This window comes from Pseudoclavibacter sp. RFBI5, assembly GCF_002931395.1.
GTDB lineage: Bacteria > Actinomycetota > Actinomycetes > Actinomycetales > Microbacteriaceae > Pseudoclavibacter.
In genome coordinates, this window is sequence record NZ_PSYA01000010.1 from 1,302,418 (window position 1) to 1,315,100 (window position 12,683).

Genomic DNA, 12,683 nt, shown 5'->3' on the forward strand with positions numbered 1-12,683 from the left:
GATGCCCGATCTCTCCACTGCCGCGTCGGCTGCGCCTCGAAGTGCGGAGGTCCGCGAACTCGCAGACGCCGCAACTGCGGCTGACGGTGTCGCCCCGTTCAACGAGGACACGCTCCTGTCGCTCGGCGAGCGGCGACTGACGGCCATCGACGATGCCGGCAGGCTCATCGCCGCGGCCCTCACGCGGGACCTCGACGACGGAACCGTCGAGGGAGAGCTCGTCGTGCATCCGGAGCACCGGCGGCGAGGCCTTGGCGGCGAGCTCTTCGACGCCGTCGCCGCTGAGGGCGAGGCCGCGCCGGTCTTCTGGGCCCACGGCAACCTGGTGGGCGCCTCCGCGCTCGCCTCCTCCCGTGGCCTCGACGCCGTGCGCACGCTCCTGAAGCTCGGTCGCCCCCTCACCGCGGCGGACGCCGAGGCGGCGCCATCCCCCGAGGGATACTCGATCTCGCCCTTCACCCCCGCCGACGCCGACGACTTCCTGGCCCTGAACGCCATCGTCTTCCGCAGCCACCCAGAGCAGGGCGCACTCGACGCCCCCGGCCTCCAAGCGCGGCAGTCGACCGACTGGTTCGACGCCGACGACTTCCTCCTGCTGCGCGACGCCGACGGCACGCTGCTCGGCTACAACTGGCTCAAGCGCGAAGGCGATGAGGTCGAGATCTACGTCGTCGGCGTCGCCCCCCAGGCCGCCGGCCGCGGGCTCGGCCGAGCGCTCATGCAGGCAGGCCTCGAGCGAATGCACGCGACGGGTGCCGAGCGCACCTCCCTCTACGTCGAAGGCGACAACGACGCCGCACGCTCGCTCTACCGCTCTCTCGGCTACGAGCAGCTCTCGATCGACGTGCAGTACCGACGCACCCGTTCATGATCCGTTCGCGTGACTCTGCTGATCTTCACCGGCAGGAACCCCCGATTCCTGCAGGACAGGGACGAACTCCCGCGAGACTCGGACGACAAGACGCCGTTCCTCTCCGCACACCTGGAAGGATGACCGCATGACTATCGAACTCCGCGCCCCCGAGGCCGGTGCAGACTCGCAGGAGATGCCGCGCAGCCGCTTCGTCGACCGCGAGCTGAGCTGGCTCGCGTTCAACCAGCGTGTGCTCGAACTCGGCGAGGACCCCTCGACGCCCCTCCTCGAGCGTGCGAACTTCCTCGCCATCTTCTCGTCGAACCTCGACGAGTTCTTCATGGTGCGAGTCGCAGGCCTCAAGCGCCGCATCGCGACCGGCCTCGCCGTCCCGACCCCCGCTGGAGTTCCGCCGCAGGAGGCGCTCGACACGATCCGCTCGAAGGCCTACGAGCTGCAGAAGCGGCACGCCGCGATCTTCAACGGCAGCGTGCGCCCGGAGCTCGCCGACCAGGGCATCCACATCGTCAGCTGGGACGAGCTCTCCGACGCCGAGCGCGTCGAGCTCGGCGACCTCTTCGACGAGCAGATCTTCCCCGTGCTGATGCCGCTCGCCGTCGACCCCGTGCATCCGTTCCCCTACATCTCGGGCCTCTCCCTCAACATCTCCGTGCGGGTCTACAACCCCCGCAGCGAGAAGGAGGAGTTCGCCCGCCTCAAGGTGCCCCCCGTGCTGCCGCGCTTCTACCCGCTGCAGTCCGACCACGGCAAGGCCCGCTTCATCCTCCTCGAGGACCTCATCGCCCAGCACCTCGGGCACGTCTTCCCCGGCATGAAGATCCTCGACCACCACGCGTTCCGCCTCACCCGCAACGAGGACATGACGATCGAGGAGGACGAGACCGAGAACCTCCTGCAGGCCCTAGAGAAGGAGCTCCTGCGCCGCCGCTTCGGCCCGCCCATCCGCCTCGAGGTCTCCAACGACATGGACGACGAGACCCTCGAGCTGCTCATGACGGAGCTCGACATCACCCACAACGAGGTGTACGTCCTCCCCGGCCCCCTCGACCTCGGCGGCCTCTTCGCGCTCGGGGCGATCAACCGGCCCGACCTCAAGTACCGGACGCACGTGCCCGTCACTGCAGCCGCCTTCCGGACGTCCGAGAGCGACGAGAAGGCCGACATGTTCGGCGCCATCGCCCGCCGCGATGTGCTCGTGCAGCATCCATACGAGGCGTTCTCGACGAGCGTGCAGGCCTTCCTCGAGGTCGCCGCAGCCGACCCGAACGTGCTCGCCATCAAGCAGACCCTGTACCGCACCTCCGGCGACAGCCCCATCGTCAACGCCCTCATCAAGGCCGCGGAATCGGGCAAGCAGGTGCTGGTCCTCGTCGAGATCAAGGCACGCTTCGACGAGCAGAACAACATCGTCTGGGCTCGCAAGCTCGAGAAGGCCGGCGTGCACGTCGTCTACGGCACCGTCGGGCTCAAGACCCACTGCAAGCTGCTGCAGGTCATCCGCAAGGAAGACAACGAGCTCAAGATGTACAACCACATCGGCACGGGCAACTACAACCCGAAGACGAGCCGCATCTACGAGGACCTCGGGCTCTTCACGTGCAACGAGAAGATCTCCCGCGACATCACGCGCCTCTTCAACCAGCTCTCCGGCTACGCCATCGAGCGCAAGTTCACGCGCCTCCTCGTCGCCCCCATGCACCTCCGCCCCGGCCTCCTCAACCTCATCGACAAGGAGCGCAAGAACGCGCTCGACGGCAAGCCGAGCCGCATCCGCATCAAGGTCAACTCCATGGTCGACGAGGAGATCATCGACGCGCTCTACCGCGCCAGCCAGGCTGGCGTTCCCGTCGACATCTGGGTGCGCGGCATCTGCGGCCTCCGCCCCGGCGTCCCCGGCCTCAGCGAGACCATCCGAGTGCGCTCCGTCGTCGGGCGCTACCTCGAGCACTCCCGCATCTTCTGCTTCGCGAACGACGGCGACGAGCGCGTGTTCATCGGCTCAGCCGACATGATGCACCGCAACCTCGACCGCCGCATCGAGGCGCTCGTGCGCATCACCGACGAGAACCACGCGGCGGACATCGGCGGCATGTTCGACCTCGCGATGGCCGACACCACCGCGACCTGGCACCTCGGCTCCGACGCCGAGTGGATCCGCCACGCCAGGGACGAGAACGGCGACCGGCTCACCGACCTGCACGACGAGATGATGCGACGCATCAGCAAGCGTCGCAGGCCGACGACGCTGGCCTAGCCGCATGACGATCGACATCCCTGCCGCCTCGCGCACCGTCTACGCGGCAGGCGCTGTGCTGTGGCACGAAGACATCGCCGACGACAAGCTCAAGGTGCTCATCATCCACCGCGGGCGGCACGGCGACTACTCCCTCCCCAAGGGCAAGGTCGACCCCGGAGAGACGCTCCCGGAGACGGCCGCCCGAGAGGTGGAAGAGGAGACCGGCTACCGGGCGACCCTCGGCGCACCCCTCGGGTACGTCGAGTACGTCATGCCGAATGGCAGGCCCAAGGAGGTGCACTACTGGACCGCCGAGGTCGACGACGCCGCGTACGAGGGGCATGTCTTCGAGCCGAACGACGAGGTCGACGGCATCGACTGGGTATCGCTCAAGAAGGCCAAGAAGCTCCTCAGCTACGACCGAGACCGCGAAGTGCTCGAGATCTTCGCCGACCGGTACCGGCGCGGGCTGCACCGCACCTTCGCGATCCTCGTGCTCCGCCACGCGACGGCCGTGCCCCCGCAGTCGTGGCCGGGCGACGACGACTCGCGCCCCATCACGGCCCGAGGACTCGAGCAGGCAGAGACGGTCGTGCCCATCCTCCGCTCGTTCGGCCCGGAAGCGGTCATCACCTCGAATGCCGTCCGCTGCCGCTCGACCGTGGCCCCCATCAGCTCACTGCTCGACCTGACCCCCCAGGTCGAGCGCAGCATCGCCCAGGGCTCGTACACGAAGGACGAGGAAGAGCTCGACGAGGTGGTGCGCAAGCTCATCTCGAGACGGCGCAGCACGGTCATCTGCAGCCACTCCCCCGTCATGCCCGCCATCATCCGCTCCATCGCCCTGCACACGGCGACGCGCCCGAGCTCCCTCGCGCGCCACGCCATGCTGTCGACCGGAGAGTGCTCCGTCATCCACGTCCCCGTCAACCACCCGCGAGCGGGCGTCGTCGCGGCGGAGACGCACGGGCCGATCACCTGATCCGCGGCGGCGGATGCGAGCTCTCGCACCCGCCTCCGTTCACCTGCGCGTCACGTCGCGTCCACTTCTCGTCCATACTGATTCAGGCCCTAGTTCGATCCCGGTCGACCCGGGCTCGCCTGACCCCTGATGGCAGAAGGATCTCGATGCACCACTCCCGAGCACTCGCCGCCCTGGCGCTCCTCGCAACCACCGCCCTCGTGACCAGCGGATGCGCGCGCAACGAGATCTCGGTCAGCAAGGATCCGCGGTCGCAGCACCTCGACGGCGTGTTGAGCGCATCCGGTGCGTCATCGCAGGGCGTCGCGCAGACGGCCTGGATCGCAGGCTTCTATCCCATCGAGCCGGATGTGCGCGTCAACTACGCGGGCGGCGGCTCCGGCGCGGGCCGCTCCGACTTCCAGAACGGCACCTCCGCCTTCATCGGCTCGGACCGCGCGTTCGACATCGACGAGATCGAGGAAGGCCCGTTCCGCGCCTGCGCAGACGGCAGCGACCTCGTCGAGATCCCCGCCTACATCTCGCCCATCGCCGTCGCGTTCGCGCTCGAGGGAGTCGACGAGCTGCGACTCGACGCAGCCGCCATCGCCGGCATCTTCTCCGGCGACATCGACTCGTGGGATGCGCCGGAGATCGCGGCCCTCAACCCGGACACGGCCCTCCCCGCGCTCGCCATCACGCCAGTGCACCGTTCCGACAAGTCGGGCACGACCGGCAACTTCACGGCGTACCTCGACGAGGCAGCTGGCGACGCCTGGAGCTACGGCGAGGTCGACGAGTGGCCCGTGAACAGCGGCGAGGCCGCTCAGGAGAGCGCAGGCATGCAGCAGGCCCTGCGCGCCAACGGCACGATCGGCTACATGGATGCGTCCGCCGCCGACGGCCTCACGACCGCCTCCGTCGAGACGGGCGGCGAGTTCGTGCCGTTCTCGCCAGAAGCGGCCGCCGCGGTCGTCGACAACTCCACCATCGAAACGGGACGCGCTCCGACCGACCTCGCGTTCGAGCTGAACCGAACGACGCCTGGCGTCTACCCGATCGTGCTCGTCTCCTACCTCATCGGCTGCGCCGAGTACGCCGACAGCTCAGTCGGCACCAACGCCAAGGCCTACTTCAGCTTCGTCGTGAGCGAGGAAGGCCAGTCAGCCTCGGCAGAGGCCGCCGGCTCCGCTCCCATCTCGGATGCGCTCCGGACGCAGATCGAGCCCGTCCTGGAGCAGATGAAGTAAGCGGGAGCGGCAAGAAATCTGCGCGCATTCCCAGCCCGTTCACCCCCCGTTCACTTTCCCCGCCCCTCCTCGTCACCCTTCGCGCATAGCGTCACCGACGGATCGCAACTGATCCCAAGGAATGTCACCTGTCCCCGAAGGGAAACTCCATGAAGTTCACGCGAGTAGGCGCATCGGTCGCCATGGCCGCAATCGCCGCACTCACGCTTGCGGCTTGCGCCAGCAACGAGCCAACCGCAGCAGAGCCGGGAACCGCAGTTGAAGGTGAAGCGCAGCTCACGGGCACCCTCGCCGCGTCCGGCGCATCGTCGCAGGGCACCGCACAGACCTCCTGGATCGCCGGCTTCGCCGCCGTCCAGCCGAACATCCAGATCAACTACGCCGGCGGCGGCTCCGGCGCCGGCCGCACCGACTTCACGAACGGCACCTCGGCCTTCATCGGCTCCGACCGCGCCTTCAAGATGGAAGAGATCGAGGCAGGCGGCTTCGGCAATTGCGTCGACGGCACCGACCTCGTCGAGATCCCCGCCTACATCTCCCCCATCGCCGTCGCGTTCAACGTCGAGGGCGTCGACTCGCTCAACCTCGACCCCGCGACCCTCGCCAAGATCTTCAAGGGCGAGATCACCAACTGGAACGCCCCCGAGATCGCCGCGCTCAACGCCGGCGTCACGTTCCCCGACCTCGCCATCACGCCGGTCCACCGCTCCGACACGTCCGGCACGACGGGCAACTTCACGTCGTACCTCGTCGAAGCTGCCCCCGACGTGTGGACCTTCGAGGACAGCGACGACTGGCCCATCTCGGGCGGTGAAGGCGCCCAGGAGACCCCCGGTGTCCAGCAGGCACTGACCTCCGGCAACGGCACCATCGGCTACCTCGACGCATCCGCCGCCGGTGACCTCAGCACGGCAGCGATCCAGACGGGCTCCGAGTTCGTCGAGCTCTCCCCCGAGGCGGCAGCCGCCGTCGTCGACAACTCCACGCTCGAGGAAGGCCGCGCCGCGACCGACCTCTCGTTCGAGCTCGACCGCTCCGCCGAAGGCGTCTACCCGATCGTCCTCGTCTCGTACCTCATCGGCTGCGCCGAGTACACCGACCCCACCGTCGGCGCCAACGTCAAGGCCTACTTCGACTACGTGATCAGCCCTGAGGCACAGGATGCGGCCGCCGAGAACGCGGGCTCCGCGCCCATCTCGGACGACCTCCGCACCCAGGCCCAGGCCGCGGTCGACGCCATCAAGTAGTCCGCGAGCACCGAAGATCCGTTTCAGCCCGGTGCCGTGCTGTGAAAGCATGGCACCGGGCGATTCGGCTCTCATCCGCCGCTCGCCTCGTTCCACCCAATTGACTTAGGGAAACCCTCAGCAGATGACTGCAGAACTCGCCCCAGACGCGGGCACATCGGTGAAGGCGAAGTCGCGCCCGGGCGACCGCGTCTTCAGCTTCCTCTCGACGTTCTCCGGATCGCTCATCCTCGCGATCCTCGCCGCCGTGTTCTTCTTCCTGCTCTTCCAGGGGCTCCCAGCTTTCTTCCCTGATGCGGCCGAGAACAGCCACTTCGTCGCCGGAGCGACCAACCTCGCCGAGCCGGAAGCCGAAGGCAACTTCTTCTGGTACGTGCTGCCGCTCATCTTCGGAACGCTCTGGGCCTCGCTGCTCGCGCTTCTCATGGCCGTGCCCGTCGCCATCGGCGTCGCGCTCTTCATCACGCACTACGCGTCGCGCAAGCTCGCCGCCCCCCTCGGCTACGTCATCGACCTCCTCGCCGCCGTCCCCTCGGTCGTCTTCGGCCTCTGGGGTGCAACCGTGCTTGGCCCGTTCGTGCAGCCGTTCTACGTGTGGCTCAACGAGAACCTCTCCTGGCTCCCCTTCTTCCAGGGCCAGGTGTCGGCCACGGGCCGCACCATCCTGACGGCCGCCATCGTGCTCGCCGTCATGGTGCTCCCCATCGTCACCGCCCTCACCCGCGAGGTCTTCCTCCAGACGCCGCGACTCCACGAAGAGGCATCGCTCGCCCTCGGCGCAACGCGCTGGGAGATGGTCAAGATGGCCGTCCTGCCCTTCGCACGCGGCGGAATGGTCTCCTCCATCATGCTCGGCCTCGGCCGCGCCCTCGGCGAGACGATGGCCGTCGCCATGGTCCTCTCCGCGACCGGCGTGATCACCTTCCAGCTGACGTCGAACACCAACCCGTCGACGATCGCCGCCAACATCGCCCTCTCCTTCCCGGAAGCGTCGAACCTCGACATCAACGTGCTCATCGCATCCGGTCTCGTGCTCTTCGCCATCACCCTCCTCGTGAACTCCCTCGCACGATGGATCGTGAGCCGCCGCAAGGAATTCTCAGGAGCCAACTGATGACGTCAACATTGCAGAAACCAGCCCAGAACCAGACGTCTCCCGAGATGATCAACCCGCTCACGCACGGCCGCCTCCCCAAATGGGGCCCGTACGCGATCCTCGTCGGCGGCTTCGCGCTCTCCGCAGTGATCACCCTGCTCCTCGCGGCAGGCGGCGGCGAGTTCAACTGGACCGGCTTCGCCGTCCTCGGCGCGATCTTCTACATCGCCGGCCAGTGGATCATCGCCCGCATCATCGAGGGCCCCCGCCAGGCCACGAACCGCTTCGTCACCTCGCTCGTCACCGCCGCGTTCGTGCTCGCCCTCGTGCCGCTGCTCTCCCTGCTCTTCACCCTCGTCGCGAACGGGCTCGCCCGCTTCGACATGACCTTCTTCACCTCCTCGATGGTCGGTGTCGTGACGGAAGGCGGCGGCGGCATCCACGCCATCGTCGGAACCCTCCTCATCACCCTCGTCGCGACCCTCATCTCCGTGCCGATCGGGCTCTTCACCTCGATCTACCTCGTCGAATACGGCAAGGGCCGCCTCTCCAAGGCCATCAACTTCTTCGTGGATGTCATGACCGGCGTCCCGTCGATCGTCGCCGGCCTGTTCGCCTACACGATGATCATGCTCATCCTGCAGACGCTCGGCATCCCGCTCACCAACGTGCGCACCGGACTCGCGGGCTCCATCGCCCTCACCGTGCTCATGATCCCCACCGTCGTGCGTTCCTCGGAAGAGATGATCCGCCTCGTCCCGAACGAGCTCCGCGAAGCCTCATACGCGCTCGGCGTGCCGAAGTGGCTCACGATCTCCAAGGTCGTGCTCCCCACCGCACTCGCCGGCATCACGACAGGCGTCATGCTCGCCATCTCCCGCGTCATCGGAGAGAGCGCGCCGCTGCTCATCGCCGCCGGCTTCAACATCTACATGAACTACAACATGACGCAGGGCGCCATGATGAGCCTCCCCGTCTTCGTCTACCGCTCCTACACGCAGCAGGTCGGAGCCGGTGCCGAGAACATGCTCAACCTCGCCTGGACAGGCGCACTCGTCCTCCTCATCATCGTCATGCTGCTCAACCTCGTCGCACGCATGATCACCAAGCTCTTCGCCCCCAAGGGCTAACCGGTCAGACTGACCAGGCCGACCAGCCAGGAAGTTAGGGAAACACAGTGTCCAAGCGCATCGAAGTCAACGACCTCAACGTCTACTACGACAAGTTCAAGGCCGTCGAAGACGTCTCCATGGTCATCGAGCCCCGCAGCGTCACCGCCTTCATCGGCCCATCCGGCTGCGGCAAGTCGACGTTCCTCCGCACGCTCAACCGCATGCACGAGGTCATCCCGAAGGCGTGGGTCGACGGTGAGGTCCTCATCGACGGCAACAACCTCTACGGCCCCGGCGTCGACCCCGTCCTCGTTCGTCGCCAGGTCGGCATGGTCTTCCAGCGCCCGAACCCGTTCCCGACGATGTCGATCCGCGAGAACGTGCTCGCCGGCGTGAAGCTCAACAACACGAAGATCTCCAAGAGCGACGCCGACGCCCTCGTCGAGAAGTCGCTGCAGGGAGCCAACCTGTGGAAGGAGGTCAAGGACCGCCTCGACCTCCCCGGCTCCGGCCTCTCCGGCGGACAGCAGCAGCGTCTCTGCATCGCCCGCGCCATCGCCGTCTCCCCCGACGTGCTGCTCATGGACGAGCCCTGCTCGGCCCTCGACCCGATCTCGACGCTCGCGATCGAGGACCTCATCGAGGACCTCAAGACCGAGTACACGATCGTCATCGTGACCCACAACATGCAGCAGGCATCGCGTGTCTCCGACAAGACGGCGTTCTTCAACATCGCCGGCACCGGCATGCCGGGAAAGCTCATCGAGTACGACACGACGAAGACGATCTTCGAGAACCCGTCCGTCCAGGCGACGGAGGACTACGTGTCGGGCCGCTTCGGCTAGACCCGCACTCCCCGATCCACGACTGCGGCCCCGGCGTTCATCGCCGGGGCCGCTGTCGTGCTCGGCATCCGCGCGGGCGCGCGGGCGCGGCGCGCGAGCAGCTGCGCCTGCGCCTGCACCTGCACCGGCACCGGCACCGGCACCGGCACCGGCATCGGCATCGGCATCGGCGTGCATCCTTCGGGCTCGACGCACCCTCGTCGCGCGTCTCTCGCCACGTCTCGAGATGGCTTTCGCGCATCCGGATGGGTTGCTTCCCTTCCCGAAGCGTGAAAGCCATCCCGAGACCGCCGACGCGTGCGCGCACGTGCGCGAGCGCGAGCGCCACCCGGGCGCAGGCACGAAAGAGCGCGCGAGTGCAGGTGCGTCACCTCGGCGATCGCCTCTGCCTGCCGCCTCGTGGAGCGTCACCGGCGGCGCTTCGGGATGGCTTCGCCGCTCCGGGATGGGTCCCGTCCCATCCAGAAGCGCTTCGGGATGGCTCTCGCGCTTCCGGATGGGTTGCTTCCCATCCCGAAGCGTGAAAGCCATCCCGAGACCGCCGACGCGTGCGCGCACGTGCGCGGGCACGAAGAGCGCGCGAGCGCAGATGTGTCGCCTCGGCGATCAACCCTGCCTGCCGTCTCGTGGAGCATCACCGGCAGCGCTTCGGGATGGCTTTCGCGCATCCGGATGGGTTGCTTCCCATCCCGGAGCGTGAAAGCCATCCCGAGACCGCCGACGCGTGCGCGCACGTGCGCGAGCCACCCGGCCGCGGGCACGAAAGAGCGCGCGAGCGCAGATGCGTCACCTCGGCGATCGCCCCTGCCTGCCGTCTCGTGGAGCATCACCGGCAGCGCTTCGGGATGGCTTTCGCGCTTCCGGATGGGTTGCTTCCCATCCCGAAGCGTGAAAGCCATCCCGAGACCGCCGACGCGAGGGCGCGAGGGTGCGGGGGCGCGGGGCGCGGGCCAGAGCGAGGCGAGGCCGAGCGAGGGCCGGGCGAGGGCGGCCGGGCGAGGCCGGGCGAGGCCGGGCGAGGCCGGGCGAGGCCGCCGGCCTGCGCCGGGGCGCGGAGGCAGAAGAAAAGCCAGGCCGCAGGAACGCCTCTCGGCGGAAGGCCGCTCGCAGCGGCGAATATTGGAGCCCGGGGTTACTGCGGCCCGGCGTCGTCGAGTTTACTGGGATCGACGGCCGCTGTGCACCGTGTTGGCTGACGGCGAACAGGCGGCGTGGCGGCTCAGCCCTCTGGCCAGACTGCGACGATGACCTTGCCGGACTCCTCCGAGTTCCGAGCGAGGCCGAAGGCTGTGACGGTGTCGTCGGCGTGCACCTCGTGCGTGATGACCTGCTCGATCTCGGGATGCGCGTCGAGGATGACGATCGCCTCGTCGATCTCGTCCTTGAAGCGGAACGTGCCGAAGACGCGCAGCTCCTTGGAGATGAACGGAGCGAGGTTGATGGGTCGTGGCTCGTTCGGGACCATGCCCACCTGCACGACGGTTCCCGCGGGCTTGGCGGCCGCGAACGCGCTCGACACGGAGACGGCGACGCCCGAGCATTCGAAGACCACGTCGAAGCTGTCGGCGGGCACCTGCTCGCGGCTCACGTCGATCACCTCGGCGGCTCCCATGGCGGAGGCGCGAGCGAGCGGGCCGGCGAGCACGTCGGTCGCGCTGATGTGCGCTGCGCCCTTGACGCGGGCTGCGGCGATGGTGAGGAGGCCGATAGGGCCGGCCCCCGTGACGAGCACTCGCTTGCCGGTCAGGTCTCCCGCCTTGGTGAGGGCGTGGAGGGCGACGGCGAGGGGCTCGGCGAGCACGGCGCGTCGGACCGGCAGTGTGGCTGGGAGCCTGCGGAGCATGCCGCGGTCGACGAGCAGGTACTCGCTCAGCGCGCCCTGCGTGTGCGGGGTCGTGGATGCGCTGCCCAGGTAGGCGCCGCCTGGCCAGAGGTGCGGCGAGTCCTCGAGTCCGCGGCTCGGGGTGCCGAACGTGGCGGGATGCACGGTGACGGGGGCACCGGTCGCGAACTCGTCGAGGGGATCGAGGTCGACCCTGCCGGAGAGCTCGTGACCTGGGACCAGCGGCTCCAGCACCACGAACGCGCCGTTGGCGCCTTCGAAGTAGTAGTGGAGGTCGGAGCCGCAGATGCCGACGTAGTCGACGCGGATCCGGACCTGCCCCTCCCCGGGCTCCGGGGTATCGACCTCGGCGAGGTCGAGTGCTTCCTTGCTTTCGATGAACGCTGCGCGCATGGTGTCTCCTGCGTGTCCTGGTGCGAGGTGGTCGGCGGTGACCGGGTCAGACGACCGCGGTCATGCCGCCGTCGACGAAGATGTTCTGCCCCGACACGAAGCTCGAGGCGTCGGAGCTGAGGTAGATCAGGGTGCCAGCGAGCTCCTCGAACGCGCCCCAGCGCTGCGCCGGGGTGCGGTTGATGAGCCAGCTGTTGAACTGCTCGTCCTCGACGAGGGCTCGGTTCATCTCGGTCGCGAAGTAGCCGGGCGAGATGGCATTGACCTGCACGTTGTGTCTGGCGAGGTCGGCCGCCATGCCCTTCGTCAGCTGGGCGACGCCGCCCTTCGTGGCCGAGTACGGGGCGATCGTCTGCCTGGCGAGGAGCGACTGCACCGAGCCGATGTTGATGATCTTGCCGGAGCCGCGCTCGATCATGGCGGGGGCCAGGAACCTGGAGACGTAGAACACGCCGCTCAGGTTCGCGGCGACGAGCGCATCCCAATCCTCGACCTTGAACTCCGCGAACGGCGCTCGCCGCTGGAGCCCGGCGTTGTTGACGAGGATGTCCGGCACCCCGTGCTCGGCGATGAGGGCCGCGATTCCGGCCTCGACGGAAGCCGCGTCCGTGACATCGAAGGAGACGATGTGCGCGGGGCGTCCCGTGCGCTCCTCGAGCTCTGCGGCAGCGGTCGCGAGCGCCTCGGCGTCCCGACCGTGGAGGATGATCGTGCTGCCAGCGTCGGCGAGCGCCGTGGCAAGCGAGCGGCCGAGGCCGCGTGACGACCCGGTGATGAGGGCGAGCTTGCCCGTAAGGGTGAAGAGATCCATGCTGTTCCTGCTCTG

General features: G+C 68.0%; 11 protein-coding genes. 8 read left to right on the forward strand and 3 right to left on the reverse strand.

Features of this window, described 5'->3' with window-relative positions:
- Position 1: 1 nt before the first annotated feature.
- The 8 genes from mshD to pstB all read left to right on the forward strand — a co-directional run bounded on the left by mshD (position 2) and on the right by pstB (position 9,621).
- Positions 2-871, forward strand: a complete 870-nt coding sequence (gene mshD / locus C5E06_RS12985) for a mycothiol synthase (protein ID WP_104307088.1) — start codon at positions 2-4, stop codon at positions 869-871.
- A gap of 127 nt (positions 872-998) precedes the next feature.
- Positions 999-3,128, forward strand: coding sequence for an RNA degradosome polyphosphate kinase (locus tag C5E06_RS12990; RefSeq protein ID WP_228496619.1), 2,130 nt, complete (start codon positions 999-1,001; stop codon positions 3,126-3,128).
- A gap of 4 nt (positions 3,129-3,132) precedes the next feature.
- Positions 3,133-4,092 (forward strand): NUDIX hydrolase, encoded by a 960-nt coding sequence (locus C5E06_RS12995; RefSeq protein WP_104241947.1) that lies wholly within the window; start codon positions 3,133-3,135, stop codon positions 4,090-4,092.
- A 146-nt stretch (positions 4,093-4,238) separates the two neighbouring features.
- Entirely contained in the window at positions 4,239-5,321 is a 1,083-nt protein-coding gene (locus tag C5E06_RS13000) for a phosphate ABC transporter substrate-binding protein PstS (RefSeq protein ID WP_104307089.1), read from the forward strand.
- Between the two features lie 149 nt (positions 5,322-5,470).
- Positions 5,471-6,568 carry a phosphate ABC transporter substrate-binding protein PstS gene (locus tag C5E06_RS13005; protein WP_104241951.1) on the forward strand — a complete coding sequence of 366 codons (1,098 nt, stop codon included), beginning with the start codon at positions 5,471-5,473 and terminating at the stop codon, positions 6,566-6,568.
- A gap of 124 nt (positions 6,569-6,692) precedes the next feature.
- Positions 6,693-7,682 (forward strand): phosphate ABC transporter permease subunit PstC, encoded by a 990-nt coding sequence (gene pstC / locus C5E06_RS13010; protein ID WP_104241953.1) that lies wholly within the window; start codon positions 6,693-6,695, stop codon positions 7,680-7,682.
- Positions 7,682-8,794 (forward strand): phosphate ABC transporter permease PstA, encoded by a 1,113-nt coding sequence (gene pstA / locus C5E06_RS13015; protein ID WP_104241955.1) that lies wholly within the window; start codon positions 7,682-7,684, stop codon positions 8,792-8,794. Before pstC ends, pstA begins: the two co-directional genes overlap by 1 nt.
- A gap of 47 nt (positions 8,795-8,841) precedes the next feature.
- Positions 8,842-9,621: a phosphate ABC transporter ATP-binding protein PstB gene (gene pstB / locus C5E06_RS13020; RefSeq protein WP_104241957.1), complete on the forward strand. Its 780-nt coding sequence runs from the start codon at positions 8,842-8,844 to the stop codon at positions 9,619-9,621.
- Here pstB and C5E06_RS19355 read toward each other — a convergent pair.
- From C5E06_RS19355 to C5E06_RS13030, 3 genes are all read right to left on the reverse strand, one after another.
- Positions 9,618-9,788 carry a hypothetical protein gene (locus C5E06_RS19355; RefSeq protein ID WP_181062974.1) on the reverse strand — a complete coding sequence of 57 codons (171 nt, stop codon included), beginning with the start codon at positions 9,786-9,788 and terminating at the stop codon, positions 9,618-9,620. The two genes, pstB and C5E06_RS19355, sit on opposite strands and share 4 nt — an antisense overlap.
- Positions 9,789-10,840: 1,052 nt before the next feature.
- The gene (locus C5E06_RS13025) at positions 10,841-11,857 is read right to left on the reverse strand and encodes a zinc-binding dehydrogenase (RefSeq protein ID WP_104307090.1); all 1,017 of its coding nucleotides are present in this window, start codon (positions 11,855-11,857) and stop codon (positions 10,841-10,843) included.
- A gap of 46 nt (positions 11,858-11,903) precedes the next feature.
- Positions 11,904-12,668, reverse strand: coding sequence for an SDR family oxidoreductase (locus C5E06_RS13030; RefSeq protein ID WP_104307091.1), 765 nt, complete (start codon positions 12,666-12,668; stop codon positions 11,904-11,906).
- Between the last annotated feature and the right edge of the window lie 15 nt (positions 12,669-12,683).

Bases quoted from the DNA above. Each gene is read 5' to 3' on its own strand.
- mshD (WP_104307088.1), top strand. From the start codon at position 2: ATGCCCGATCTCTCCACTGCCGCGTCGGCTGCGCCTCGAAGTGCGGAG.
- C5E06_RS13030 (WP_104307091.1), bottom strand. From the start codon at position 12,668: ATGGATCTCTTCACCCTTACGGGCAAGCTCGCCCTCATCACCGGGTCG.
- C5E06_RS13000 (WP_104307089.1), top strand. From the start codon at position 4,239: ATGCACCACTCCCGAGCACTCGCCGCCCTGGCGCTCCTCGCAACCACC.
- C5E06_RS12995 (WP_104241947.1), top strand. From the start codon at position 3,133: ATGACGATCGACATCCCTGCCGCCTCGCGCACCGTCTACGCGGCAGGC.
- C5E06_RS12990 (WP_228496619.1), top strand. From the start codon at position 999: ATGACTATCGAACTCCGCGCCCCCGAGGCCGGTGCAGACTCGCAGGAG.
- pstA (WP_104241955.1), top strand. From the start codon at position 7,682: ATGACGTCAACATTGCAGAAACCAGCCCAGAACCAGACGTCTCCCGAG.
- C5E06_RS13025 (WP_104307090.1), bottom strand. From the start codon at position 11,857: ATGCGCGCAGCGTTCATCGAAAGCAAGGAAGCACTCGACCTCGCCGAG.
- C5E06_RS13005 (WP_104241951.1), top strand. From the start codon at position 5,471: ATGAAGTTCACGCGAGTAGGCGCATCGGTCGCCATGGCCGCAATCGCC.
- pstC (WP_104241953.1), top strand. From the start codon at position 6,693: ATGACTGCAGAACTCGCCCCAGACGCGGGCACATCGGTGAAGGCGAAG.
- C5E06_RS19355 (WP_181062974.1), bottom strand. From the start codon at position 9,788: ATGCCGATGCCGATGCCGGTGCCGGTGCCGGTGCCGGTGCCGGTGCAG.